The sequence below is a fragment of the Streptomyces sp. EDA2-14 genome (assembly GCF_054963755.1).
Genome location: NZ_JBUEGE010000015.1, coordinates 25,727 through 51,534, shown reverse-complemented (window position 1 = coordinate 51,534; position 25,808 = coordinate 25,727). Strand labels below are relative to the sequence as shown.

The 25,808-nt window shown below is 71.3% G+C and carries 24 protein-coding genes; 16 read left to right on the top strand and 8 right to left on the bottom strand.

Going from position 1 to position 25,808, the window contains the following annotated elements; all coding sequences use genetic code 11:
- The gene (locus tag ACY34M_RS29290; protein ID WP_462721333.1) at positions 1–930 is read left to right on the top strand and encodes a 1-aminocyclopropane-1-carboxylate deaminase/D-cysteine desulfhydrase; all 930 of its coding nucleotides are present in this window, start codon (positions 1–3) and stop codon (positions 928–930) included.
- On the opposite strand, the gene ACY34M_RS29285 is transcribed toward ACY34M_RS29290, so the two are convergent.
- The gene (locus tag ACY34M_RS29285) at positions 909–2,507 is read right to left on the bottom strand and encodes a Na+/H+ antiporter (RefSeq protein WP_462721332.1); all 1,599 of its coding nucleotides are present in this window, start codon (positions 2,505–2,507) and stop codon (positions 909–911) included. The genes ACY34M_RS29290 and ACY34M_RS29285 overlap by 22 nt on opposite strands.
- Before the next feature lie 50 nt (positions 2,508–2,557).
- On the opposite strand from ACY34M_RS29285, the gene ACY34M_RS29280 reads away from it, so the two are divergent.
- The 3 genes from ACY34M_RS29280 to ACY34M_RS29270 all read left to right on the top strand — a co-directional run bounded on the left by ACY34M_RS29280 (position 2,558) and on the right by ACY34M_RS29270 (position 4,528).
- Entirely contained in the window at positions 2,558–2,818 is a 261-nt protein-coding gene (locus tag ACY34M_RS29280; protein WP_462721331.1) for a UBP-type zinc finger domain-containing protein, read from the top strand.
- Between the two features lie 265 nt (positions 2,819–3,083).
- On the top strand, positions 3,084–3,497 hold the full coding sequence (locus tag ACY34M_RS29275; RefSeq protein ID WP_462721330.1) for an ATP-binding protein: 414 nt from the start codon (positions 3,084–3,086) through the stop codon (positions 3,495–3,497).
- On the top strand, positions 3,494–4,528 hold the full coding sequence (locus ACY34M_RS29270; RefSeq protein WP_462721329.1) for an RNA polymerase sigma factor SigF: 1,035 nt from the start codon (positions 3,494–3,496) through the stop codon (positions 4,526–4,528). Before ACY34M_RS29275 ends, ACY34M_RS29270 begins: the two co-directional genes overlap by 4 nt.
- Before the next feature lie 71 nt (positions 4,529–4,599).
- Here ACY34M_RS29270 and ACY34M_RS29265 read toward each other — a convergent pair whose 3' ends face one another.
- Positions 4,600–5,043, bottom strand: a complete 444-nt coding sequence (locus ACY34M_RS29265; protein ID WP_462721328.1) for a hypothetical protein — start codon at positions 5,041–5,043, stop codon at positions 4,600–4,602.
- A gap of 126 nt (positions 5,044–5,169) precedes the next feature.
- Between ACY34M_RS29265 and ACY34M_RS29260 the strand changes: the two genes are divergently transcribed.
- Together ACY34M_RS29260 and ACY34M_RS29255 are read left to right on the top strand one after the other, a co-directional pair.
- Entirely contained in the window at positions 5,170–6,138 is a 969-nt protein-coding gene (locus ACY34M_RS29260; protein WP_462721327.1) for a diacylglycerol/lipid kinase family protein, read from the top strand.
- A gap of 320 nt (positions 6,139–6,458) precedes the next feature.
- A complete protein-coding gene (locus ACY34M_RS29255) occupies positions 6,459–6,716 on the top strand; it encodes a WhiB family transcriptional regulator (protein WP_016639615.1) in 258 nt (85 codons plus the stop codon).
- Between the two features lie 172 nt (positions 6,717–6,888).
- Here the strand turns inward: ACY34M_RS29255 and ACY34M_RS29250 are convergent, their stop codons facing one another.
- Complete coding sequence (locus ACY34M_RS29250) at positions 6,889–8,355, bottom strand: sensor histidine kinase (protein ID WP_462721471.1); 1,467 nt, start codon at positions 8,353–8,355, stop codon at positions 6,889–6,891.
- Between the two features lie 701 nt (positions 8,356–9,056).
- Here ACY34M_RS29250 and nagB point away from each other — a divergent pair.
- Positions 9,057–9,842, top strand: a complete 786-nt coding sequence (gene nagB, locus ACY34M_RS29245) for a glucosamine-6-phosphate deaminase (RefSeq protein WP_462721326.1) — start codon at positions 9,057–9,059, stop codon at positions 9,840–9,842.
- A 131-nt stretch (positions 9,843–9,973) separates the two neighbouring features.
- On the opposite strand, the gene ACY34M_RS29240 is transcribed toward nagB, so the two are convergent.
- The 4 genes from ACY34M_RS29240 to ACY34M_RS29225 form a co-directional block, all read right to left on the bottom strand.
- The gene (locus ACY34M_RS29240; RefSeq protein WP_462721325.1) at positions 9,974–11,458 is read right to left on the bottom strand and encodes a glycoside hydrolase family 3 protein; all 1,485 of its coding nucleotides are present in this window, start codon (positions 11,456–11,458) and stop codon (positions 9,974–9,976) included.
- A gap of 9 nt (positions 11,459–11,467) precedes the next feature.
- Positions 11,468–12,346, bottom strand: a complete 879-nt coding sequence (locus ACY34M_RS29235; protein ID WP_462721324.1) for a carbohydrate ABC transporter permease — start codon at positions 12,344–12,346, stop codon at positions 11,468–11,470.
- The gene (locus ACY34M_RS29230) at positions 12,343–13,341 is read right to left on the bottom strand and encodes a carbohydrate ABC transporter permease (protein ID WP_462721323.1); all 999 of its coding nucleotides are present in this window, start codon (positions 13,339–13,341) and stop codon (positions 12,343–12,345) included. Before ACY34M_RS29230 ends, ACY34M_RS29235 begins: the two co-directional genes overlap by 4 nt.
- 97 nt (positions 13,342–13,438) lie before the next feature.
- Positions 13,439–14,743 (bottom strand): extracellular solute-binding protein, encoded by a 1,305-nt coding sequence (locus tag ACY34M_RS29225; RefSeq protein ID WP_462721322.1) that lies wholly within the window; start codon positions 14,741–14,743, stop codon positions 13,439–13,441.
- Between the two features lie 536 nt (positions 14,744–15,279).
- Between ACY34M_RS29225 and ACY34M_RS29220 the strand changes: the two genes are divergently transcribed.
- From ACY34M_RS29220 to ACY34M_RS29180, 9 genes are all read left to right on the top strand, one after another.
- Entirely contained in the window at positions 15,280–16,650 is a 1,371-nt protein-coding gene (locus ACY34M_RS29220) for a nitroreductase family protein (RefSeq protein ID WP_462721321.1), read from the top strand.
- A gap of 5 nt (positions 16,651–16,655) precedes the next feature.
- Positions 16,656–18,131, top strand: a complete 1,476-nt coding sequence (locus ACY34M_RS29215; protein WP_462721320.1) for a class I adenylate-forming enzyme family protein — start codon at positions 16,656–16,658, stop codon at positions 18,129–18,131.
- An 84-nt stretch (positions 18,132–18,215) separates the two neighbouring features.
- A complete protein-coding gene (locus ACY34M_RS29210; protein ID WP_462721319.1) occupies positions 18,216–18,479 on the top strand; it encodes a phosphopantetheine-binding protein in 264 nt (87 codons plus the stop codon).
- Positions 18,472–19,173: a dihydrodipicolinate reductase C-terminal domain-containing protein gene (locus ACY34M_RS29205; protein WP_462721318.1), complete on the top strand. Its 702-nt coding sequence runs from the start codon at positions 18,472–18,474 to the stop codon at positions 19,171–19,173. Before ACY34M_RS29210 ends, ACY34M_RS29205 begins: the two co-directional genes overlap by 8 nt.
- On the top strand, positions 19,170–19,922 hold the full coding sequence (locus tag ACY34M_RS29200) for a class II aldolase/adducin family protein (protein WP_462721317.1): 753 nt from the start codon (positions 19,170–19,172) through the stop codon (positions 19,920–19,922). Before ACY34M_RS29205 ends, ACY34M_RS29200 begins: the two co-directional genes overlap by 4 nt.
- Positions 19,919–21,058 (top strand): acyl-CoA dehydrogenase family protein, encoded by a 1,140-nt coding sequence (locus tag ACY34M_RS29195; RefSeq protein WP_462721316.1) that lies wholly within the window; start codon positions 19,919–19,921, stop codon positions 21,056–21,058. Before ACY34M_RS29200 ends, ACY34M_RS29195 begins: the two co-directional genes overlap by 4 nt.
- A gap of 109 nt (positions 21,059–21,167) precedes the next feature.
- The gene (locus tag ACY34M_RS29190; protein ID WP_462721315.1) at positions 21,168–22,688 is read left to right on the top strand and encodes a condensation domain-containing protein; all 1,521 of its coding nucleotides are present in this window, start codon (positions 21,168–21,170) and stop codon (positions 22,686–22,688) included.
- Positions 22,685–23,758: a polysaccharide deacetylase family protein gene (locus ACY34M_RS29185; RefSeq protein ID WP_462721314.1), complete on the top strand. Its 1,074-nt coding sequence runs from the start codon at positions 22,685–22,687 to the stop codon at positions 23,756–23,758. Before ACY34M_RS29190 ends, ACY34M_RS29185 begins: the two co-directional genes overlap by 4 nt.
- Before the next feature lie 34 nt (positions 23,759–23,792).
- The gene (locus ACY34M_RS29180) at positions 23,793–25,067 is read left to right on the top strand and encodes an MFS transporter (protein ID WP_462721313.1); all 1,275 of its coding nucleotides are present in this window, start codon (positions 23,793–23,795) and stop codon (positions 25,065–25,067) included.
- Here ACY34M_RS29180 and ACY34M_RS29175 read toward each other — a convergent pair.
- A complete protein-coding gene (locus tag ACY34M_RS29175; protein WP_462721312.1) occupies positions 25,012–25,767 on the bottom strand; it encodes a 4'-phosphopantetheinyl transferase family protein in 756 nt (251 codons plus the stop codon). The two genes, ACY34M_RS29180 and ACY34M_RS29175, sit on opposite strands and share 56 nt — an antisense overlap.
- Between the last annotated feature and the right edge of the window lie 41 nt (positions 25,768–25,808).

The following is a 25,808-nucleotide window of genomic DNA, read 5'->3' as shown; positions in this document are numbered from 1 at the left end:
GTGTCCCGCCCCACCGCCTCCGGCCTGCGCCCCCGCCTCCCGTCTCCCGTCGCGGAGGCCGACGACGAGCGCTTCGCACGCCACGGCGTGCGGCTGCTGCTGAAGCGGGACGACCTGATCCACCCGGACCTGATCGGCAACAAATGGCGCAAACTCGCGCCGAACATCGACGCGGCGGCGACGCGGGGCCGCGCGATCGTCACCTTCGGGGGCGCCTACTCGAACCATCTGCGGGCCACGGCCGCGGCGGGCCGCCTCCTGGACCTGCCCACCATCGGCGTCGTCCGGGGGCAGGAACTCGCCGGCCGTCCGCTCAATCCGTCCCTGTCCCGCTGCGCGGCCGACGGGATGCGCCTGCACTTCGTCGACCGGTCGGCGTACCGGCGCAAGACCGAGCCGGAGGTGCTGGCCCGGCTGCTCGACGCCGCGGGCGCCGGGGACGCGTACGTGGTGCCCGAGGGCGGCAGCAACTCCCTGGCCGTGCGGGGCTGCACGGAGCTGGGCCGGGAGCTGCGCGATCGCGCCGACGTCGTCGCGCTGGCCTGCGGCACGGGCGGCACCCTCGCGGGGCTCGCGGCGGGCCTCGCTCCCGGACAGCGCGCCCTGGGGGTCGCCGTCCTCAAGGGCGGGTTCCTCGGGGACGACGTCCGCGCCTTGCAGGAGACCGCATTCGGCGGCCCGCGGGGCGACTGGCGCGTGGAGGACCGGTTCCATTTCGGCGGCTACGCGCGCGTGCCCGGGGAACTCGCGGCGTTCGCAGAGGACTTCGAGAACCGCCACGGCGTACCCGTCGAGCACCTCTACGTCGCCAAAATGCTGTACGCGCTCGTCGCCCTCACCCGGGAAGGCGCGTTCCCGCGCGGCACCACCCTCGCGGCGGTGATCACGGGCGCCCCCTTCGAGGGCGCTCAGTCGTCGACCTCGCGGTAGGCGGCGGCCTCCTCCAGGTCGAGCTTGCGCAGCAGCGTCCGCAGCATCTCGTCGTCGATCCGCCGTTCGTCCCGCATCCGTACGAAGACCTCGCGCTCGGCGGCGATCGCCTCCCGCGCGAGCCGGCGGTACGTGTCGTCGGCGGACTCCCCGGTCACCGGGTTGGCCTGGCCGAGCCGCTCCCACACCGAGTTGCGCCGCCGCTCCAGAACGGTGCGCAGACGGTCCTGGAGGGGCGTGGGCAGGCAGTTGCGCCGGTCCCGCATCAACTCCTCCACCCGCTCCTCCGCGGCCACGGAGGCGGCGTTCTGCGCCTGGGCCTCGGCGAGCGTCTCCGCCTGCGTGTCCCGGCCCGGCAGCTTCAGGAGCTTGATGAGCGGCGGCAGCGTGAGCCCCTGGACGACGAGCGTTCCGATGACCGTCGTGAAGGTCAGGAAGAGCACCAGGTTGCGCGAGGGGAACGGCTCCCCGTCCTCCGTGACGAGCGGGATGGAGAACGCGATGGCCAGCGACACCACGCCCCGCATGCCGGCCCAGCTCACGATCAGCGGCCGCTTCCAGTCCGTGTCGCTCTCACGCGCGCGGATGCGCGGCGACATGCACCACGGCAGATACGTGGCCGGATACGACCACACGAAGCGGATCACGACCACGAAGACGAACACCCCGACCGCGTACCAGACGGCCTGCCACACGCTGTACTCGCCGAGCCCGTGCAGGACGAAGCGCAGCTGGAGACCGATGAGCGCGAAGACCGCGGACTCCAGGATGAACGCGACGACCTTCCACACCGCGGTCTCCTGGAGCCGCGTCTCGAAATCGACCTGCCAGGAGCGGTGCCCCAGGTAGAGCGCCACGGTGACGACGGCGAGCACTCCGGAGGCGCCCACCTGCTCCGCGACCGCGTACGCGAGGAACGGGATCAGCAGCGAGAGGGTGTTCTGCAGCAGCGCCTCCTTGAGGTGCGTGCGCAACCAGTGCAGCGGCACCATCAGCAGCAGCCCCACACCGACGCCGCCGACGGCCGCCATCAGGAACTCCCGGATCCCGCCCGCCCAGCTCGCGCCCTCGCCGACCGCCGCGGCGAGCGCAACCTTGTAGGCGGTGATGGCCGTCGCGTCGTTCACGAGGGACTCGCCTTGAAGGATCGTGGTGATCCGGGAGGGCAGCCCCACCCGCCGGGCGATCGCCGTGGCGGCCACCGCGTCCGGCGGCGCGACCACCGCTCCGAGGACGAGCGCGGCCGTCAGCGGCAGGTCGGGGATCAGCTCGTACGCCAGCCAGCCCACCGCGAGCGTGGCGAACAGGACGTAGCCCACCGAGAGCAGCGCGACGGGCCTGATGTTCGCCCGCAGGTCGAGGTACGAGCTCTCCAGGGCGGCGGTGTGCAGCAGCGGAGGCAGGATCAGCGGCAGCACGACATGCGGGTCGAGCACGTACTCCGGGACCCACGGCACGTAGGAGGCGATCAGACCGACCGCGACCAGGAAGAGTGGCGCGGGGACGGGCGTCCTGCGCGCCGCCCCCGCGACTGCCGCACTCGCGGCGACCAGACCCACCAGAGGCAATACGTCCATGACCCGCCTTCCACCGCCCTCTCCGCGCCACCCGACGTAACCTGGCCATCATGAACGAGTGCTCGCACGTCGCCGCGTTGCCGCACCCCGAGCCCGCACCTCTGAGCGAGACCTGCTTGGAGTGTCTGGCCGTCGGCAGTCACCCTGTGCAACTACGGCTGTGTCTGGCATGCGGCCACGTCGGGTGCTGCGACTCGTCGCCGTACAAGCACGCGACGGCTCACCATGCGGAGACCGGCCACCCGGTGATGCGCACCTTCGAGCCTGGTGAGAGCTGGCGTTGGTGCTTTGTCGACTCGGTTCTCGTCTGACGCGAAGGATCCCCCGCCCCGCCGGGGTTCGATCCACTGGCGCCCGGGTACGTCAAACCGGCGCCCGCTCTTTCCAATTGAGCCCGCACACCCTCTAGCCACTGTCCGTACCCGTAGGCTTACTATGAGTGACAGCAATGGGCCGGGGGTCCCCGGGACAGGAAAGTCGGGCGCGCGGTAGCGTCACCGCAGATATAAGTGGCGCATCACCCGGGGGACGACGCCTCCGGAGCCCGTAAGTGCTTGTACCACCTTGGAGGTGAGGGTGTCCCAGATCGCAGGCGACCCCGGTAATCAGGACTTCGTGGAAGTCCGACTCCCGGCTGCGGGTGCCTACCTGTCGGTGCTGCGTACGGCGACGGCCGGTCTCGCGGCGCGTTTGGACTTCACCCTCGACGAGATCGAGGACCTGCGCATCGCTGTCGACGAGGCCTGCGCGATCCTGCTCCAGCAGGCCGTCGCGGGATCCGTCCTCAGCTGCGTGTTCCGACTGGTCGACGACTCGCTGGAGGTGACGGTCTCCGCGCCGACGACCGACGGTCGGGCCCCGGAGCGCGACACCTTCGCGTGGACGGTGCTGTCGGCCCTCGCGGGCCAGGTCGACTCCACGGTGGCCGAGGACAGGACCGTCTCCATCAGCCTCTACAAGAAGCGCGGCGCGGGCCCCGGCCCGACGTGAGGAACGGGGACGGTCCGGTGCGGGACGACAAGCGCGGCACACGGGATCTCCCGGCCGACGGCACGGACGGGATGCAGCGGCCGACCACCGGCATCCCCGAGCAGCAGGCCCGGCCGCACCCGGTGGACACGGCGGACCCGGCGGCCGACGCGGCACAGCAGGCAGCGCCGACCACGGGGGCCGTGCATCGCGGGGGCCCCGGGGGATCGGACGCGCGACGGGCGGGATTGATGAGCGACCACGAGCGACACGGTGAGCAGCACGGCCGGCACGATCCGACGGACCGCAGTGGCGCGCGGGCGATGTTCATCGAGCTGCGCACGCTGCCGGACGGCAGTCCGGAGTACGCGGAGCTGCGCAATCAGCTCGTCCGCATGCACCTGCCGCTCGTCGAGCATCTGGCGCGCCGCTTCCGCAACCGCGGCGAGCCCCTCGACGACCTCACCCAAGTCGCGACGATCGGCCTGATCAAGTCGGTCGACCGTTTCGACCCCGAGCGCGGCGTGGAGTTCTCCACGTACGCGACGCCGACGGTCGTCGGTGAGATCAAGCGGCACTTCCGGGACAAGGGCTGGGCCGTGCGCGTGCCCCGCCGCCTCCAGGAACTGCGCCTGGCCCTGACGACGGCGACCGCGGAGCTGTCCCAGCTGCACGGCCGCTCCCCCACGGTCCACGAGCTGGCCGAGAAGCTGGCCATCTCCGAGGAGGAGGTCCTGGAGGGCCTGGAGTCGGCCAACGCGTACTCCACGCTGTCCCTGGACGTCCCGGACACGGACGACGAGTCCCCTGCGGTCGCGGACACGCTGGGCGCCGAGGACGAGGCGCTGGAGGGCGTCGAGTACCGCGAGTCGCTCAAGCCGCTCCTGGAGGACCTGCCCCCGCGCGAGAAGCGCATCCTGCTGCTGCGGTTCTTCGGGAACATGACGCAGTCGCAGATCGCCCAGGAGGTCGGCATCTCCCAGATGCACGTCTCCCGGCTGCTGGCCCGCACGCTGGCCCAGCTCCGGGACAGGCTCCTCGTCGAGGAGTGACCAGGCACGCACACGAAGAGGGCGCCCGATGCGGATCCGCATCGGGCGCCCTCTCGTTACGGGCTTGCGAGCTACTGCGAGGACCCCGGCGTACGGATGCCCAGCGCGCGCGTGGTCTCCCGGTTGACGAGCAGCACCAGGGCGGCGATCGACACGGCGGCGAGCGCGATACCGGCCCCGATGGCCATGCTGTCGGCCTGCAACAGCGTGTAGGCGACCGGCAGCGCCATGATCTGCGTGATGATCGCCGGTCCGCGGCTCCAGCGCCTGCGGCCGAGCAGTCCGCGCGCGGCGAACAGCGGCAGCAGCGCGAGCACGATGAGCGTGACACCGCCGGTGACGGCCTGCTCCGGATTGTCGGGGTGCCCGCCCAGGCCGGCGACCAGCATGTAGACACCGCCGACGACGAGCGCGATCCCTTCGAGCCCGGCGAGGGCCGCCGCGGCGGTCAGCCGGCCGGGACGCGGGCCGTCTTCTTCGGAGGCTTCGGGGGCGGGGTTCTGCTCTGAGGTCACCTTTGCAGAGTAGCCGCCGGTCGCCGCCGCTCCGAAGCCCGGACCCCGCCCGGGATCCGGGTGGACTCTTACCCGACCCCTACCTCGGTCTGGGCCCGATCAAGGGCGCTGGGTACGCTGCCCTGCATGCGTGCACTTCTCGTGGTCAATCCGGCAGCTACCACCACCAGCGCGCGCACGCGTGACGTGCTGATCCACGCCTTGGCGAGCGAGATGAAGCTCGAGGCCGTCACCACCGAGTACCGCGGCCATGCGCGCGACCTCGGCCGACAGGCCGCGGAGAGCAAGGACATCGAGCTGGTCGTCGCCCTCGGCGGCGACGGCACGGTCAACGAGGTCGTGAACGGCCTGCTGCACAACGGCCCCGACCTCGACCGCCTGCCCGGCCTCGCGGTCGTCCCCGGCGGCTCCACGAACGTCTTCGCGCGCGCCCTCGGCCTGCCGAACCACCCCGTGGAGGCCACAGGACAGCTCCTGGACGCCCTGCGCGAGGGCCGGCGGCGCACGGTGGGCCTCGGTCTCGCCACGGGCACTCCGGGCACCGAGGACGAAGGTGTGCCCTCTCGCTGGTTCACGTTCGCCTCGGGCCTCGGCTTCGACGCGGGCGTGGTCGGCCGGGTCGAGCAGCAGCGGGAGCGCGGCAAGCGTTCGACGCATGCCCTGTACGTGCGACAGGTGGTACGCCAGTTCCTCGGCGAGGCCGACCGCCGGCACGGCACGATCACGCTCGAACGGCCGGGCGAGGACCCGGTCACCGATCTCGTCGTGTCCATAGTCAGCAACACGTCGCCGTGGTCGTTCCTGGGCAACAGGCCGCTGTACCCGACGCCCCGGGCTTCCTTCGACACCGGCCTTGACGTGCTGGGACTCAAGAAACTGTCGACTCCGGCGGTGGCCCGCTACGGCACCCAGCTGCTCGCCTCGACACCCGAGCGCGGCCCGCACGGCAAGAACGCGGTCACGCTCCACGACCTGACGGACTTCACCTTGCATTCGAAGGCGCCGCTGCCCCTTCAGATGGACGGCGACCACCTGGGACTACGGACCAGCGTGACGTTCACAGGCGTACGCCGTGCACTGCGTGTGATTGTGTGAGTGGAAGGGACTAAAGTCCTTCATCTCGAACGTTTGGGCCAGCATCCACCCCATGGAAGTACGGCTGTGACCTAGCCGACACCGAGGAATCAAAAAAAACTTTCCAGAAGGGGTTGTATCCGCCGCCGAGGTTTGCGAATCTCTACATGGCGCTCAGGACGGCCCGAAACATCGGCCCCACAGAGAGCCCGAACCCCCTCCCCAAAGCAACGGACACCCGTCGCAGATGTGACGTTCGTCCGGTTCATTTGTTGAGGGATTCGTGAAAGCGTTCACATTCACAAGCAACCTGCACGTAATACCAAGGAGAGGTAGCAGCCATGGACTGGCGTCACAACGCCGTTTGCCGCGAGGAAGACCCCGAGCTCTTCTTCCCCATCGGCAACACTGGTCCCGCGCTGCTGCAGATCGAGGAAGCCAAGGCCGTCTGCCGCCGCTGCCCCGTCATGGAGCAGTGCCTGCAGTGGGCGCTCGAGTCCGGCCAGGACTCCGGCGTCTGGGGTGGCCTCAGCGAGGACGAGCGCCGCGCGATGAAGCGCCGCGCCGCTCGCAACCGGGCGCGTCAGGCCTCCGCCTGATCCCACACCCCGTACGAGCCTGAGCCCGGCGGCGCGTACATCGAGTACGCATCTCCCGCCCCCGAGCCGCAGCGCGCAGTACCCCCGATGCTCCCCCAGGCTCAGCCCGGGATCTGACCCGAGCAACGCGAGCAGTGAACCCCGGACCGTTTCGACGGTCCGGGGCTCACTGCTATTTGCTGCTGCTCACGGGGATGTCCAGGATGACCTGCGTACCGCGCTCCGGCGCGGGCACCATGTCGAACGTTCCGCTCAACTCGCCCTCCACCAGGGTGCGTACGATCTGCAGGCCCAGGTTCCCGGCACGCTTGGGGTCGAAGTTCTCGGGGAGGCCGACGCCGTCGTCCTGAACGGTGATCAGGAGTCGGGCCTCCTTGCTGGTGCCGCCGCGTACGGCCGAGACCTCGACCGTGCCGGTGTCGCCCTGCCGGAAGCCGTGCTCCAGCGCGTTCTGCAGCACCTCGGTGAGGACCATCGACAGCGGGGTCGCCACTTCGGCGTCCAGGATGCCGAAGTGCCCGGTGCGCCGGCCGACCACCTGACCCGGTGAGATCTCCGCCACCATGGCGAGGACCCGGTCGGCGATCTCGTCGAACTCCACGCGCTCGTCCAGGTTCTGGGAGAGCGTCTCGTGCACGATCGCGATGGAACCGACGCGGCGGACCGCCTCCTCCAGCGCCTCGCGTCCGCGGTCGGAACCGATGCGGCGGGCCTGGAGGCGGAGCAGGGCGGCGACCGTCTGAAGATTGTTCTTCACCCGGTGGTGGATCTCCCGGATGGTCGCGTCCTTGGTGATCAACTCGCGTTCGCGGCGACGCAGTTCGGTGACGTCGCGCAGCAGGACCAGCGAACCGATGCGCGCGCCCTTGGGCTTGAGCGGGATCGCGCGCAGCTGGATCGATCCCTCCTCGCCCTCGATCTCGAACTCCCGCGGTGCCCAACCGCTGGCGACCTTGGCGAGCGCCTCGTCGACCGGGCCGCGGGACGGGGCGAGTTCCGCCGTCGTCGTGCCGAGGTGGTGGCCGACCAGATCTGCCTGGAAGCCCAACCGGTGGTACGCGGACAGGGCGTTGGGCGAGGCGTACTGGACCACGCCGTCGGCGTCGAGCCGGATCAGTCCGTCGCCCGCGCGCGGGGAGGCGTCCATGTCGACCTGCTGGTCCGGGAACGGGAAGGTGCCGGCCGCGATCATCTGCGCGAGGTCGGAGGCCGACTGCAGATAGGTCAGCTCCAGGCGCGAGGGCGTCCGGACGGTCAGCAGGTTGGTGTTGCGCGCGATGACTCCGAGGACCCGGCCCTCCCTGCGTACGGGGATGGACTCGACCCGCACCGGGACCTCCTCGCGCCACTCGGGGTCGCCCTCGCGCACGATGCGGCCCTCGTCGAGCGCGACGTCCAGCATGGGGCGCCGGCCGCGCGGGACCAGGTGGCCGACCATGTCGTCCTGGTAGGACGTCGGTCCGGTGTTCGGCCGCATCTGGGCCACGGAGACGTACCGGGTGCCGTCGTGTGTGGGAACCCACAGGACGAGATCGGCGAAGGAGAGGTCGGAGAGCAACTGCCACTCCGAGACCAGCAGATGGAGCCACTCGAGGTCGGAGTCACCGAGGGCGGTGTGCTGGCGTACGAGATCGTTCATGGAGGGCACGAGCCGAGCTTAACCGGCGGGGCGCGGGGGCCCGAAAAGCTCCGGGGCCCGAAAAGACCGACGGGCCGCGGCGCCGGGGGTCGGGACCCTCAACCCTTCCCCAAGCACCGCAGCCCTTCAGGTGCACCGGCCTCCAGGTGTGCGGTCCCGGCTGCCGATCGAGGATCCGACGCGGTCAGGGCAGAGAGCGTCGGTTCCTCTGTCCGTCCTCCTGTGCGGGGAGGGCGGAAGCTTCAGTTACGCATTGTGGACTAGACCATTCTCCCATGTCTATGCGTCGGCAGAGGTTTGTTGTCGTCCGATTCTCCAACGGCCGCGTCCGCCCCCGCACCCACTTCAACGTCCATACCCCTGCACGAGTGCCGGATCGAACCGGTTCATTTGCCGGACGGGCGGGTGTCTTCGAGGTGCCGAGGCGCGGTGCAGCGCCGAGCATGGAGGCAAGGGAGGCAGGTAAGGCGCGCGGTGACAGCGGGCCGAGTGCGAGGGAGAGGAGCCGCCGGGATGCGGTCAAGGGCCTGACTGGCAGGGTCCCGCTTTGCTAGATTGGTCTAAACCACATGGCGCGGGGTGCCACCGCCGAGTGCACTCGTCCGCACCCGTCCGATCCAGTCGCACCCCCGCCCGACCTCGTCCCACCAGACCTCTCCAGATTCCTCCAGACCCCCTCTGACCAGAACGGCAGGCCCAGCGTGGAAGTTGTGATCGTTCCGGACGCCAAGGCAGGTGGCGAGCTGATCGCCGAGGCCATGGCCCAGCTGCTGCGGCGCAAGCCCGACGCGCTGCTCGGTGTGGCCACCGGCTCGACTCCGCTGCCCATCTACGAGGCGTTGGCGGCTCAGGTGCGCGACGGTGCGGTCGACGCGTCGAAGGCGCGGATCGCCCAGCTCGACGAGTACGTGGGGCTGCCGACCGGGCACCCCGAGTCGTACCGGGCGACGGTGCTGCGGGAGGTCGTCGAGCCGCTCGGGCTGGACGAGGCGGCGTTCATGGGGCCCGACGGCAGCACCGCCGACGTGCAGGCCGCGTGCGAGGCGTACGACCGGGCGCTGGCCGAGGCCGGGGGCGTGGATCTGCAGCTGCTGGGGATCGGGACGGACGGCCACATCGGGTTCAACGAGCCGTGCTCCTCGATCGCCTCGCGGACCCGGATCAAGACGCTGACCGAGCAGACCATCACGGACAACGCGCGGTTCTTCGACGGGGACCTGAGCCAGGTGCCGCGGCACGTGATCACGCAGGGCATCGGGACGATCCTGGAGGCGCGGCACCTGGTGCTGCTCGCCACCGGTGAGGGCAAGGCGGACGCGGTGGCCGCGACCGTCGAGGGCCCGGTCGCCTCCGTGGTGCCGGCCTCCGCGCTGCAGCTGCACCCGCACGCGACCGTGGTGGTCGACGAGGCGGCCGCGTCGAAGCTGAAGCTGGCGGACTACTTCCGGCACACGTACGCCAACAAGCCGGAGTGGCAGGGGCTGTAGGCCCACCAGGACCGCATGACGATGCCGGGCGCCCCGAGGGGTGCCCGGCATCGATCTGTTCCCGTCAAGCCCCTGCGGCGCTTGAGCGGCGGGGTCCGGGGCGGAGCCCCGCGACCTCGCCACGGGTGACCTCAAGCGCCGACGATGACCTCCGCCGCGGCGATCCCGCACACCCTCGCCGCCCCGTGCGTGGCGATGTGCAGCGCGCCCCGTGGTGGGGCCTGGGGGACGCCCATCTCCACGACCAGCGTGTCCGGGCGGGTGGCCAGGAGGTCGTCCAGGGCGCGGGACATCCACGGGTGACGGTGCTCGTCGCGGACCACCGCCACCACTCGCCGCTCCCCCGCGGCGGCCAGCGCGTCGGAGCCTGCGCCGGATCCGGTGTAGGAGCCGGTGGTGGTGCCGGGCAGCAGGCGTTCGAGTTCGGCGGCGACGCCCCACGGGGTCTCGTCGCCGACCGCGATGTTGGCCATCGGCGTGAAGGCCGCGACGTGCACGGGCCCGGTCGCCGCGGCGGCGTGCTCGCCACGGGTCACCGTGACCGCGCGGCGCGCCGCGTCGAGGCCCACCTCGGGATTGCCGGCCGTGAGCCCGGTGCGGCTCGAAGTCGTGGCCCACTTGGACAGCGACCGGACCCGCGCCGCCGCGTCCGCGAGGCGTTCCTCCGGGAGGTCGCCCGAGCGCACGGCGGCCACGAGGGCGTCGCGCAGTCGCAGCACCGTGTCGTCGTCGGCGAGCCCGCCGCCCACGCAGATCGCGTCGGCGCCCGCGGCGATGGCGAGGACGCTGCCGCGTTCGATGCCGTACGTGGCGGAGATGGCCTTCATCTCCATGCCGTCCGTGACGATCAGGCCCTCGTAGCCGAACTCCTCGCGCAGCAGGCCCGTGAGGATGCGCCGGGACAACGTTGCCGGGTGCGTGGGGTCGAGCGCCGGGACCAGGATGTGCGCGCTCATCACGGCCCGCGAGCCCGCCGCGATGGCCGCCCGGAACGGCGCGAGGTCACGGGCCGTCAACGTCTCCAGGTCCACGTCGATGCGCGGCACGTCGTGGTGCGAGTCGACCGCCGTGTCGCCGTGGCCGGGGAAGTGCTTCGTGCAGGCGGCGACGCCCGCGGACTGCAGTCCCTCGACGTACGCGGCGGTGTGCCGGGCGACCAGCTCGGTGTCCGCGCCGAAGGAGCGCACGCCGATCACCGGGTTGTCGGGGTTGGCGTTGACGTCCGCGGACGGCGCCCAGTTGAGGTTGACGCCGCACTCGGCGAGACGGCGGCCCAGCTCGTGCGCCACCGCCCGCGTCAGCTCGGCGTCGTCGACCGCGCCGAGCGCGTGGTTGCCGGGGAAGGAGGAGCCGGTGCGGACCTCGAGGCGGGTGACGTCGCCGCCCTCCTCGTCGATGGCGACCAGGACGTCGTCGCGCTCGGACCGCAGCTGGGCGGTGAGGGCGGCCAGTTGCTCTGGCTCCTGGATGTTGCGGCCGAACAGGCCGACCGAGGCGAGACCCTCCCCCAGCCGCCTGAGCAGCCACTCGGGCGCTGTCGTGCCGGTGAAGCCGGGCTGCAGGACGGTGAGGGCGTCGCGTTTCAGGGTGTCGGTACCGGGGGCGAATGTCGTCATCAGGTGGCGTTATCCCTTCACGGCGCCGGAGGTGAGACCTGTCGCCATCTTCTTCTGGATGAACATGAAGAAGACCACCACAGGCAGAGCGATCATCGTGGACGCGGCCATCAACGCGCCGTAATCGGTGCCTCGTTCCGTCGTGAACGTCATCAGCCACACGTTGAGTGTGTACTTCGAGTCCTCGTTCATCAGGATGTAGGCGAACAGGTACTCGTTCCACGCGTTGACGAGGGCGAAGATCGAGGAGGCGGCGAGGCCGGGGGCGAGCAGCGGGAAGATGACGCGGCGGAACGCGCCCATGCGCGTACAGCCGTCGACCATCGCCGACTCCTCCAGCTCCACGGGGATGTTGACCACGAAGCCGCGGATCATCACCGTGGCGAAGGGCAGCGTGGAGACGAGGTAGACGACGATGACGCCCCAGTACTCGTTGAGTCCGCCCATCGCGTTGAGCTGGGTGTAGATGGGGATGAGCATCGCGGTCGGCGGCAGCATCTGGACCAGGATCAGCGCCATGAGCAGCGCGCGCCGGCCGGTGAAGCGGAAGCGTCCGATGGCGAGGGCCGCGAGGGTCGCGATGATCATTCCGCCGACGACGGCGGTGATCGAGATGATGAGGCTGGACTGGATCGCGGTGCCGAAGTTCGGCTGCTTCACGGCGCGGGCGAAGTTGTCGAAGGTGATCGACGACGGCCACAGCGTCTGGTCGTAGGAGCGGATCTCGTGGTTGGGGCGCAGCGCCGAGATGATGAGCCAGTAGACCGGGAAGGCCATCACGACGGCGATGAGGAGCCCGAGGATGTTGAAGCCGAGCCCGGACTTCTTGCGGTCGGGGCGCAGTTCCCGCTCGACCGGGGCGTCGACCGGGGCGGTGGAGGCGCTCATTCGACCTCTCCTGTCTTCATGAGCTGGCGCAGGTAGTACACGGCCACGCCGGACAGCATCAGTACGGTGATCAGCGCGATGGCGGTGCCCTGGCTGAAGGACGTCGAGGTGAACGCCTTGGAGAAGGAGTAGAGACCGAGGGTCTCGTAGTCCGGTTCGGGCTTGTTGCCGCGCAGCAGCCAGATCTGCCCGAAGACGTTGAAGTCCCAGATCACCGAGAGCGTGGTGACCATGATGAAGACGGGCTTGATGACCGGCCAGGTGACGAAGCGGAACACGCCGAAGGCGGTGGCGCCGTCGAGCTGGGCGGCCTCCGTCAGCTCGCCGGGGACCTGGGTGAGGGCCGCGTACAGGGTGATCACGACGAACGGGATCGCGCCCCAGATGACGAGGGCGGCGATGATCGCGAAGCCCTGCAGTGGGTCGAGGAACCAGTTGTGGCCGAGGAAGTCGTCGCCGGCGACCTTGGCGATGAGCGTGTTGATCAGGCCGTAGTCGGAGTCGGCGAGCCAGCGGAAGATCGACGAGGCGACGAGCAGCGGCATCGACCAGGCGGCGATCAGGGCCGTGGTGAGCGTGAGCCGCACCCAGGTCGACAGGCGCATCATCAGCAGCGAGATGAGCAGGCCGACCACCATGGTGAGCACGACGCAGACGCCCATGAAGACCACCGTGCGGACGGTGACCTTCCAGAACTCCGCGTCGCCGAGGATGTTGGTGAACTGGTCGAGGCCGACCCACGGCGGGCTGTCACCCGTCCACAGTTCGCGCCGCCCCATGTCCTGGAAGGACATGATCACGGTCTTGACCAGCGGGTACGCGTAGACGGCGGCCAGCGCGACGATCGCCGGCAGGATCAGGAGGTAAGGGAGCGTCGCCCCCTTCTTCCGCGGGGGGCGGCCGGTACCGCGGGGGCCCTCGCCGAGGACCTCCCCTTCCGGCCTCTCCGCCGCGAGGAGCGGTGGCCCGGCGGCCTTGGTGTCGGCGGCAGTCACGTGGCTGACCTTTCTCGTTCTCGGCGAAAGGGAGAGAGGGTGATCGGCGGGGCCGGTCGGAGCCGGCACCCGTCGATCACCTCCGGAGCCCGGGGGCTCAGGACTCCTTGTTGATCAGCTCGTCGATCTTGGCGTCGGCCGCCTTGGTGGCCGTGGCGACGGACTTGCCCTTGAGGATGTCGAGAAGCATGTTCTTCAGGACCTCCTCCTTCTCGATCGCGGTCCAGCCCGGCGCGATCGGCGTGAACCAGGCGCTCTCCACCGCGTTGGCGGCGGCCTCGGTCTCCGCCTTCTCCTTCAGCGGCTGCAGCTGCTTGGTGTTGCTGGGCAGCACGTTCTTGGCGGTGAGGACCTCCTGGGACTTCTCGCTCGTGAACATGGAGATCCAGTCCTGGGCGAGGTCCGCGTTCTTCGACTTCTGCGTGACGGCGAGGTCGGAGCCGCCGACGAAGGACGGCAGGGTCTTGCCGTTCGGGCCCGGCATGGAGGCGACGGCGATCTTGTCCTTCAGCTTCGGGTTGCCGTTGGCCTTGCCGTCGACGACGGAGCCGGCCTCCCAGCCGTTGCCGTACAGGACGCCGGCCTTCTCGTTGGCCATCACGTTGGCGTGGTCCTGCTCGTCCTTGGTGATGTCGCCCTTGTTGTACTTCTTCACCAGGTCGATGAAGTGCTGGATACCCTCCTGCGACTTGGCGTCGGAGAGGCTGGCCTTCCACTTCTTGGTGCCCTCGTCGTACGTGGCGATGTCGCCGCCGTACGCGTGGACGTAGGACATGGCGGCGTACCAGTAGCGGCCCGGCAGGTACAGCGACGAGAAGCGCTTGTCCTTGGCGCCCTGCTTCGCCGTCTCCTTGTCCATCGCCTTGAGGAACGCGGACTCGTCGGTCGGCAGCTTGTCGGAGCCGGTGGCCGACTTCAGCAGGTCCTTGTTGTAGATGGCGACGCGCGCACTGGAGTAGTACGGGACGCAGTACATCTTGCCCTCGAAGGAACAGGTGTCCTTGAGGCCCTTGATCCAGGAATCGCTGTTGTCGTACTTCTTCGGGTCGATCTCGGCGAGCGCCCCGTTGAGGATGTACTGCATGGTCTCGGTGTTGCCGAGCTCGACGACGTCCGGGAACTTGTCGCCGCCCAGGGCGGTGTCGAGCTTCTTGGCCTTGTCCGCCCACTGCTGGTACGAGACCTTGACGTCGACCTTCGGGTACTTCTTCTTGAACTGCGCGTTGACGTCCTTGACCAGCTCGGGCCACGTGCTCTGCGCGTCGACCATCAGCCAGACCGTCACGTCGCCGGTGCGGTCCTTCGGGTCCTTGCCGGCGTTGCCTTCGCTGTCGCCCCCACAGGCCGCGACCGCGGACATCATGGCCGCGACACCTACAGCCGCTATGAGCTTGCGCTTCATGTCACCCTCCTCAGGGATGCCTGCAACCCCCCACCCACAGCGATGACATACGGCGAACACGCGTCTGCGTACGCGGATACGGCTGATGGGACTGGGACCTGGCCACTAATGGTGTAGACCAGTACCCGGAGCTTGGCCCAGACCAATAGAGGTGTCAAGGGTGGCCGAGAACTGTCTCCGCGTCCGTTATCGGAACGACACCCGCCGCCCATGGCAGGGGAGTTGGGCCACCCTCCGACATCCGCGCGCACCCGCCGCAGCCGTACACCCACCGGCGCCCGCTTTGGCCCGGTTGGGCCGGTTCTATTCTCAGCTTTGTTGCGAATTAATTGGTCTTGACCAGTGCCCGACGCGCTTGGCATGCTGACGGCCGCCGCAATTCATCACGTGATCTCGCGGCACGCCAGGGGTTTTTGCAACTGTAATTGATATTCCGTGAACTACCCACGAACAGGAAGTTTGCGTCAGACGTGCAAGGAAACCTGATCTCATCCGAACGTGAATTACCGGGCCGCACCGCCGACCTGTGGGCCCGCGTGGCCCTGCCGTCGGCGCCGCCCGCCCCCGCCTTCGCCCCCGTCGCCGCACCGGGCCTGCGCCGCGCCCTCTCCCTGCTCGAAGAAGCCGTGCTGACCAGCCGGGCCAACCGTGCCTGCGGCTCGTACGCGGCGCGCGCCGTGCCGTCGGCCGGGGCCGTGTACCCGTACGAGTTCGCCGTCGTCGCCAGGGAGAACGGCGAGCCGACCGCCTTCCGTGTCGAGGCCGACCGCCACACCTGCGCCCGGCTCTGCGCGGGCGACCGCGTCACCGCGGTCCTGCGCGATTCCGCACTTCCCCTTCCGGCGGCCGATGAGGCGCTGATTGTCACCCTCACCCGCCCTTGGCTTTCTATGCGCAAATACGGCGACCGCGGCTATCTTTACACCCAGCTCGACGCCGGACATGCCGCCGCAAATCTCTTACTCGCCACCGCGGGGCGCGGTGGCACGGCGGAGTTGAGGCTGCGTTTTCCCCGGGAATCCCTGTCGGAATTACTGGAGGCGGAGGACAACTTCCGGGAGATTCACTCCGTGATTCCGCTGCCGCAGGGACCCGTCGACACGGCGTGGGCCCGCTGGAGCGTGCACGACGCCACCGACCGGAAGCCGCACGAGCCCGCGTGGCGGTCCTGGCTGGAGAGCGCCTGCTGGGACTCGCTCGCCGGCTGGACCGACCACCTCGGCACCCCGGCCCTCCCCGCCGAACCCGCGCCCCTCGCCCCCATCCGGACGGACGGCCAACTGCCGGGCAGCCACGCCGGACTGGGCCGCCCGTCGAGCTGGCCGGAGCTGATCGGCAACCGGACCTCCAGCAAGGCCTTCACGGGCGAGGCCATCTCCGCCACCGCCGTCTGGCAGTCCGTCTCGGCCCTGTCGACACCGCTGCGGACCGACCTGCCGGGCGCCTCGCCGCTGTCCGCGACGCTGGTGCTGCGGTCGGCCACCGAACCCGAACGCAACGCGGTCTACCGGCTGCGCACCGGAGAGCGACGACCGGACCGGCTGCCCTCCACCGACGACGTGGCCCGCGCCTGCATGCAGCAACGCGCCCTGGCCGGAGCCGCCGCCGTCCTGCTGCTGCACGTGCCGCGCACCTCGCTCGCCGGCCGCGCGGCGGGCACCGCCGAAGAGACACTGCGTGAACTGGCCTTCCGTTGCGGCGCTTTGGGGCAGCTGCTCTATCTGGGCGCGCACCGCGCCGCGGTCGGGGTGACCGCCATCGGCGGCTTCGACACCCCGATGTGGCGGGCGCTGGCGGGGTTGCCGCAGGGCGACGAGATCCTCTACGCCCTGCTGCTCGGCGACCCGGACGACACGGGCGTCAAATTCGACCGGCTTGCCACGGCGCACGCCCAGAACGAGCGGTGAACCCGGTGCACTCCACTGTTCTGCCCGATGCCTTCGGCGACGTGCTCGCCCGCCACGGCGACCGTGTCGCGGTCACCGACGCCGCCGGGTCGCTCCGCTACGCCGAACTCGCCGCGCAGGCCCGCGCCGCGGCCGACCGGCTCACCGCCCTGGCGGTACCGGGCGGTGCCCTGCCCGGCGATGCCGTGCCGGGCGAGCGCCTGCGCGTGGGGGTGTACGCCACCAACTCCATTGATTACGTGGTCGGTTACCTCGCCACGCTGTTCGCCGGGGCGGTGCCCTTCCTGGCGGACTCGGCCTTCGGCCCGTTCGACCTGTCCCGGATCGCCGAGGACTGCGGCCTCGATCTGCTGCTGCACGCCCCGGGCGCCGACGTCCACTGCGTCGTCGACGAACCCGTCCCGGACGACGGCGCGTTCGGCGCCCTCGTGCTCGGCCGGGTGCGGCGCGCCGACGCGGCCCGGCCCCGGCTGCTCGACACCACCGAGGTGTGCCGCTTCACGTCCGGCTCCACCGGGCGCCCCAACTGCATCGAGTTCTCCGGCCCGGCCGTCGCCGCGGCGGCCGCCAACTGGGCGGCGGGCACCGGCCTTTCGGGGGACGACCGGATCGCCTGCTTCGCCGCGCTCTCCAACGGCCTCGCCTTCAACACCTCGCTGCTCGCGGCCTTCCTGCCGGGTGCCACGCTGCACCTGTCCCACGGGCTGCCCACCTCGTCCCGCGTCGTACGACTCCTGGAGCGCACCGCCGCCACCCGCCTGGTCGCCTTCCCCGCGCTGTACGAGTCGATCGTGCGGCGCGGGGCGAAGGACGGCTTCGGCACCGTACGGGCCGCGATCTCCTCCGGTGCCCCGCTGCGCGACAGCGTGCGCCAGGAGTTCACCCGGCTCACCGGCGTCCCCGTCCACAACTACTACGGGGTCGCCGAGACCGGTCCGCTGACGTACGCCCCCGACGGAACGGACGACGGCGGGCTCGGGGCTCCGCTGCCCGGAGTGCGCCTGCTGACGCCGGAGGACGGCATCCGGGTCAGGAGCGAGTCGATGGGCTCGCGCTACCTCAACGCTCCGGGGGTCTTCGAGGAGCGCGTCGACGACGCGGGCTACTACCGCACCGGCGACCAGGGCCGGCTGACCGACGGCGTCCTGCACCTGACCGGACGCACGAGCCGCCTGGTCAACGTCGGCGGGCGCAAGATCGACCCGATCGAGATCGCCGAGGTGCTGCGCGCGGCGCCCGGCGTGCTGGACGCGGTCGCCTTCGAGGCCGAGAACCAGCACGGTGAGCCGACCCTGGCCGCCGTCGTCGCCGTCGAGTCCGGGGTGAGCGCGCAGTCCCTGCGTACGCACTGCGCGGCGACGCTCCCCGCGTTCAAGGTGCCCGGGATCCTGCGCCTGGTGGACCGCATTCCGGCGAACTCGATCGGCAAGCCCTCCGTCGAGCGCCTGCGCCGCCTGCTCGCGGAGACACCTGGCGGCTGAACTCCCGCACTCGCCCTCCCCGTACTCCCCTCCCCGTTCGCGTACTTCGTGTACGTCACGTCCTTCGAGACACAGGAATCCGCCATGGACAGCAGCGCCCTGCGTACCAAGATCCTCGACCTCGCCCTCGCGGCCGGCGACGGCAGCGTCAGCGCCGCCGAACTCGCCGCCGCCGACTACTCGTTGCGCGACGTCGGCTACTCCTCCCTCTCGTACATGCGCCTGATCGACAGCATCGAGAACGAACTCGGCGTCTACCTCGACCCGGAGGCCGACATCGAGCACTACGAGACCATCGACTCGGTCGCGGCCCTCGTCGCCGCGGGCGGTGTCGGCGCCGATGCCTGAGACGCCCACCATCGGGATCGTCGGGCTCGGGCGGCTCGGTTCGGCGGTGCGGTCGGTGTGCCGGGCTGAGGGCCGCGAGGTGGTGCTCACCGCGTCCCGACGGTCCGGCTGGTCCTCCGCACGGCCGCCCGACGTGCTCGTCGACGCCAGCGCCCCCGAGGCGCACCCCGACGTCCTCGACCACTGCGCCACGCACCGCACCCCGCTCGTCGTCTGCGTCTCCAATCTGGCGGACGGCCAGTGGAAGGCGCTGGCGGAGCTGGCCGACGTGGTGCCGGTGGTCCGGGCCACCAACCTCTCCTTCGGCCACTACCTCCAAGTACGGATCGCGGAGTTCACGGCCACCGTCGCCACGGGCCGGTTCACGGCGGCCACCACCGTCCGGGAGCGGCACCCGCTCGGCAAGGCCCACCGGCCGTCCGCGACCGCGCTCGCGCTCGCGGACCGCTGGGCCGCGGCGAGCGGCCGGGCCGTCGCCGACATCGCCGACGAACGGTCCGGACTGCCGGTCAGCGAACACGAGTTGACCCACATCTGGCCCGGCGAGGCGCTGCACGTACGCCATCACGTCGCCGACTGGACCGTGCCGGCCCGGGGCGCGCTCGCCGCCGCCGACTGGACCCGCACCGCGACCCCCGGCCTGGCCACCATGCGCGACGTCTACGACGACCTGACAGCGAGGAGCACCCCATGAGCACCGCCGAACCGCAGCCGCTGACGCCGGCCGAGCGCCGGCTCGTCGTCCAGGTCGCGCTCGGCGCCCGGATGCTCTCCCTCGACGGGCACGACGACTTCAACCAGGGGCAGATATCCGCCCGGCTGCCCGGCAAGGACGAGTTCTTCATCAAGGGGGCGCTGGTCGGCTTCGACGAGGCCGCCCCGGCGGACGTGGTGCGCTGCCCGGTCGACCACACGCTGCCCGCGCCCGCCCTCGCCCCGCCGGAACTGCCGCTGCACCAGGCCGTCTACCGGGCACGCCCGGACGTCAACGGCATCGTGCACAGCCACGCGCCGTACACCCTGCTGTTCGGCGCCACGGACCTGGCGATGCGCCCCGTCTCGCACGACGGCGCCTACTTCCGCGACCGGCTCGGTCTGTTCACGGAGACCAGCAACACCGTTCTCGACATCGGGACCGGGGACCGCATCGCCAAGGCCCTCGACACCCACCCGGCCGTTCTGCTGCGCAACCACGGCGGGGTGGTCGTCGGCAAGAGCGTGCGGCACGCAGCCGTCTTCGCGCAGGTCCTGGAGCGGGCCTGCCGACTGCAACTGACCGCCGAGAGCACCGGGGTCGCCTACACCTGGTCCACCGAGCAGGACGTGGCGGCCAAGCAGGACTTCATCTACGCCGACCTCTCCGTCCGCTCGTACTGGGACTACGCGGTCCGCAGGGTCGTACGGCACTGGCCGCAGGCCGGGGAATGGGAGGCGGGGCGATGAAGGTCCAGCGCGTCCTGCCCACCGAGGAGGCCGGCGAGCTGCTCGGCCTGGTCCGGGAGATCGCGGCCGGTGAACTCGCCCCGAACGTGGCCGAGTTCGAGGAGAACCACCGCTTCCCGCGCGAGATCGTGCGCACCCTGGGCAAGGCCGGACTCCTGAGCCTGCCGTACCCCGCGGAGTACGGGGGCGGCGACCAGCCGTACGAGGTCTACCTCCAGGTCCTGGAGGAGCTCGCGTACCACTGGTTCGGGGTGGCGGAGGCGGTCAACGTCCACACCCTCGCCAGCTTCGGCACCGCCACCTACGGCACCCCGGCCCAGCGCGAGGAGCTGCTGCCCGCCATGCTCGGCGGCGAACTCCTCGGGGCGTACTGCCTGTCCGAGGCGGAGGCCGGATCGGACGCGGCCTCGCTCAGCACCCGGGCCGTACGCGAGGACGGCGGGTATCGCGTCGACGGAACCAAGGCGTGGGTCACGCACGCGGGACACGCGGACTTCTACTCCGTGTTCGCCCGCACCGGCGGGCCCGGCGCCCGCGGCCTGTCCTGTCTGGTGGTCCCCGCCGACACACCGGGGATGGTCGTGCACCCGCCGGAGCGGAAGCTGGGCGTCTGGTCCAACCCCACCGCCCAGGTCGGCTTCGACGACGTGCGCGTTCCGGCCGGGCGACTGATCGGGCGGGAGGGCAAGGGCTTCCTGATGGCGATGGGCGCGCTGGACTGCGGGCGGCTCGGCATCGCCGCCTGCGCGGTCGGCATCGCCCAGGCCGCCGCCGACTACGCGGTGCGGTACGCCAAGGAGCGGCGGCAGTTCGGGCAGCGCATCGCCTCCTTCCAAGGGGTCGGCTTCCTGCTGGCCGACATGGCCACCCAGATCGCCGCGGCGCGGGCGCTCACCCTGGCGGCGGCCCGGCTGAAGGACGCGGGCCTGCCGTACTCGCTGGAGGCGGCCAAGGCGAAGCTGTTCGCCACCGACATGGCGATGAAGGTGACCACCGACGCGGTGCAGGTGCTCGGCGGCGCCGGTTACGTCCGCGACCACCCCGTCGAGCGGTGGATGCGCGAGGCGAAGCTGCTGCAGATCGTCGAGGGCACCAACCAGATCCAGCGGATGGTCATCTCGCAGGGCCTGGACTAGGTGCCTGCCCGCCCGCCCCGGGGCCGGGGGCACGCCATGTACGCCTCGCACGCCTCGTAAGCCTCCGCACACCTCGTACGCGAACAACCGAAGGGACGTTGGGAACACCATGACCACGCTCGACGGGCGGACCCTCCGCCTCGACTCCGCGCGGACCGGGGCGGCTCCGGCCACCTGGGGGCAGCGGGCGATCTGGGGTGTCGTCACCCGGCTCGGCGCCGACGCCCCCCGCTACAACCTGCGCCTCGACCTCCCGCTCAGCCCGGCCCGCCCCGCCGACCGCGTACTGGCGGACCTGACGGAGCTGCTCCGGATGCACGACAGTCTGCGCACCCGGCTGCTGCCGGACGGCGCGGACGGCCTGGAGCAGGTCGTGGACGGCGCCGGCGAGCTGCCGGTGGCGGTCCGCGGCTGCTCCGCCGAGCGGGCCCCGGAGGTCGGCGCGGGCCTGATGGAGGAGCTGGCGGGGCGGGCCTTCGACCATGCGCGGGAGTGGCCGTTCCGGGTCGGTCTCGTGGAGTGCGAGGGCCTGGTCCACCGGCTGGTCCTCGCGGCCTCGCACACCGCGATGGATCTGTGGGGCGAGGGCCGGATGCTGCGCGACCTGCGGTTGATCGAAGCGGGGGCGTCCGCCGACGCGCTGCTCCTGGAGCGTCCCGCCCTGCAGCCCCTGGAGGCCGCGGCGCTCCAGGCGTTGCCGTCCGGCCGGCGCCGTGACGAGGCGGCCCGGCGCTACTGGTGCGAGCGGCTCGCCGCGGGCCCCCGGCGGATCTTCACCGGGCCCGCCGAGCCGGAGCACGCCGAGCCGGAGCACGCTGCGCCGGAGCGCGGCGCGGTCGACCCGGACCGGCTCTTCCCCAACGCCCTGCTGCGCTCCCCCGCGCTCGCGGTCGCCGTGGAACGGGTCGCGGCCCACCTGGGGGTGAGCGACCCGGCGGTGCTGCTCGGGGCGGCCTCGCACCGTCTCGCCGTGCAGTCCGGGAGCCGTGACGTGCTGTTCCAGGTGGTGGTGAGCAACCGCTTCACGTCGGAGGCCGCCGAATCCGTCAGCACGATGGCGCAGGAGGCCGTGTTCCTGCTGACGGACGCGGACAAGGGCTTCGAGGACGCGGTGCGGCGCACCCGGTCCGTCGTCTTCGGCGCGTTCCGGCACGCCGGGTACGACAAGTGGGCGCTGGACCGGGAGGTGGCGCGCCTCGTCGAGGCAGGCGAGGCGGCCGACCACTCGTGCTGGTGGAACGACACCAGGGACCCGGCCGCCGGGCCCTTCGACGCCGTGCCCCGGCCGCGCGCCGCGCTGCGCGAGCTGGCGAAGCGCACCGAGCTGAGCTGGCCCACGGAGTTCCTGCCCCGGGCGAACGTCTCGATCGCGGTCGACGTCATGACCGCGCCGGGCGCCGTGGAGCTGTGCATGACGGCCGACCCGGCGGTCCTCACGCGGGCGGGCATGGAGCGGTTCCTGCGTGGGGTGGAGGAGTCGGTCGTCGAGGCGGCGATCGCCCTGGGGGATCCCGGAGATCTCGGGGATCTCGGGGATCTCGGGGATCTCGGGGATCTCGGGGATCTCGTGGATCTCGGGGATCTCGGGGATCTCGTGGATCTCGGGGACCTGGAAGGCGGGGACGCATGATCACGCGATACGCGGGCATCGCCTGGACCGGCGCGGGCTACCGGGTCGAGGTCCTCGACGGCGCGGGTGGCCGGGTGACCCGGGCGACGGAGCCGAGCGAGTGGGGCGCCGCCCAGCTGGCCGAACTCATCGAACGGCTGCGGGACTTGGGGCGCGAACGGCCCCTCGCCGCCGTCTTCGACAGCACCAACGGACTCCTCGACGGGCCACTGACGGCGGCGGGTCTGGACGTGTACCGGGCCGATCCCTGGCTGCTGCCGGACCGGCCGCGGTTCGGTTCCGTCCCGGCGTACCGGCTCGCGGAGCTGGCGTGCGGCGATCCCGGCGCGCTCGCCCGGGTCACCGCCGAGGGCGGCACCCTGACCGGCCGCGGCGACGAGTACTTCGAAGGAGTACGGCGCGGTGCTTCCGCACGGGAGGCGCTGACGGCGGCCGGGCGCTGCGTCGAGCACGGCAGCCGGGACACGCCCCGGATCGCGCTCACCTTCGACGACGGCCCCGATCCCGTGCACACCCGCCAGGTCCTGGAGATCCTGGACCGCTACGGCGTCCGGGCCACCTTCTTCTGCGTGGGGCACCACGTCGCGGCGCTGCCCGACGAGGTGCGCCGGATCGCCGCGGCGGGCCACGAGGTGGGCAACCACTCCTGGTCCCACCCCTTCCTGCCGGACCTGACGCCGGAGCAGCTGCGGGAGCAGATCGACCGGACGACGGAGGCGGTGGCCCGGGTGACCGGCGAGCCGCCGTCCCGGTTCCGGCCGCCGTACGGCGCGCTGAACCCCGAGGTCCTGGACACGCTGGCGGACCACCCGAGCACGCTGACGCTGTGGGACGTGGACTCGCGCGACTGGTCGCGACCGGGTCCCGGGCAGATCACGGAGACCGTCCTGGAGGGGTCAGGTCCGGGTTCGGTGGTGCTGCTGCACGAGGGCGCGGGCGACCGCGGCCAGACGGTGCTCGCGCTCCCGTCGATCATCGAGGGCCTGCTCGAACGCGGCCTGGAGCCGGTCACCTTGGCGGATCTGCTCGCGCCGCCGCCCACCAAGCGCACACGTGCGGACCACGCATGAAGTTCACGATCCACGGCTGGAGCATCGGGGAGTCATGAAGGACAGCTCTGCACACCGCACGGCGCCGGCGCCGCCCTCCGGGACCCCGGCGGGCCCGGCCGACCCGGCCATCTGGACCCGCAACTTCCGCTACTACTTCACCGCCCGCAGCTCCGGCCTGCTCAGCTGGGCCATGCTCCCGGTCGCGGTCTCGGCCGGTCTGCTGAGCGCCGGGTACGGCGTGAGTACGGCGGGGTACGCGATGGCCTTCCTGGTGGGGCCGTTCGCCGGGCTCGTCCTGTTCGGCGGGGTGCTCGCCGACCGGTTCACCGCCCGCCGGATGATGATCACCGCCGATCTGGCCAATCTCGCCACACACGTGCTGCTCGCCCTCCTCTTCTTCCGCGGCATCGACCATCTCTGGCAGCTCTACGCCCTGTTGATGGTGGCCGGCACCGCCAACGCGATGTTCCAGCCGGGCGCCTCCTCGACGGTCCCGCTCATCTCCCGCGACGTACAGGGCGCCAACGGGGTGCTGCGGATCTCCGAGGCGTTCACCGCGCTCGGCGGCCCGGCCCTCGCGGGTGTGCTGGTCGGCACCGCCGCCACCGGCTGGGTGATGGTGATCTCCGCCGTCGCCTACGGGACCAGCGCGGTCTGTCTGTTCGCGCTCCGGCTCGGGGTGGTGCCCGCCCCGCCCGCCGGGGAGAGCCTGTGGCGCAATCTGGCGGTCGGCTGGCACGAGTTCCGGGCGCGCAGCTGGCTGTGGGGGGTGATCGCGATCTGGATGTTCTTCGCCGTGCTCTGCTGGGGGCCGCAACTGTCGGTCGCCGCAGGAGTGATCGTGCCCGAGCACGGTGCCACCGCGTTCGGCCTGCTCAACTGCGCGTTCGGGGCGGGCACCGTGGCCGGCGGGCTGCTCGCCATCCGCTACAAGCCGCGGCGTCCGCTGGCCGCCGGGGCCCTGGCGATGCTGGCCTACCCCCTCTACCCGCTCGGCATCGTGCTCGACCTGCCGGTCTGGCTGCTCGCCGTCGCCCAGGTCGCGGTCGGCATCGGCATCACGTTCTGGGGGGTCATGTGGGCCACGAGCGTGCAGACCCAGGTGCCGGGCGAGGTGCTCAACCGTGTGCACGCCTACGAAGTCGCGGGTTCCGTCGGCATGTTCCCGGTCGGCAGCGCGCTGGCGGGACCGGCCGTCGGCGCGTTCGGCACCGACCGGGTGCTGCTCGTCGGCGCCCTGGTCGCGCTCCTCACCGCCGCCGCGCTGCTGGTCACCCGGCCGATCCGGACCCTGAGCCGGGCGCCGGAGCGGACCCTCGCGGGGTGACGGTGACGGCCACGAGGACCAGCCCCCGATCCACGCGCCAGCGCCCGCTCAGCACGGGCGGCGGGTGCCCGGCGCCAACCCTCTCGCCACCGTGCGCGGCGACAGCGCCATCACCACCGTGCCCGGCGACCGGTCCTGCCCCACCGCGCACGGCGACGGTGAACGCATCGCTGTCGACCGCCAGCCCGAGGTCCGCCCGATGCACCGCGAGACCGCTTCCGGTCAGGGCGAACCACGCCTTGTACACGGCCTCCTTGGCGCTGAAGAGCACGCAGTCCCAGTGCACATCGGGCCGCAGCTCCGCGAGCCGGGCCAGGCGCCGCGGCTCGTCACGGGACGTGATCCGCGCCAGTACGCCGGAGGGGACGGGCCGGTGCGGCTCGGCGTCGACGCCGATCGCGGCGTACCGGTCGGCGCGGCTCAGCGCGGCCGCCCGGTACCCCGCACAGTGCGTCATGCTGCCCACGATCCCGGCGGGCCACAGCGGCTCGCGCCGGGCGCCGGGCGGCACGGCGGTGGGCGGCACGCCCAACTCCCGCATGGCGAGCCGGGCCAGGTGCCGGACGGTGGTGTACTCACGCCTGCGGCCCTGGAGCGCCCCGCGGATCCCGGCCTCCTCCTCGGGGAGGAGAGCGGCCCCGGGGAGATCACCGAAGGACTCCGCCACCGCGACCCCGTGCGGCACGATCCTGGCGAGCATGGGGCCCAGCGTACGAGAGGCCGAACACCTCCCACGTGGAC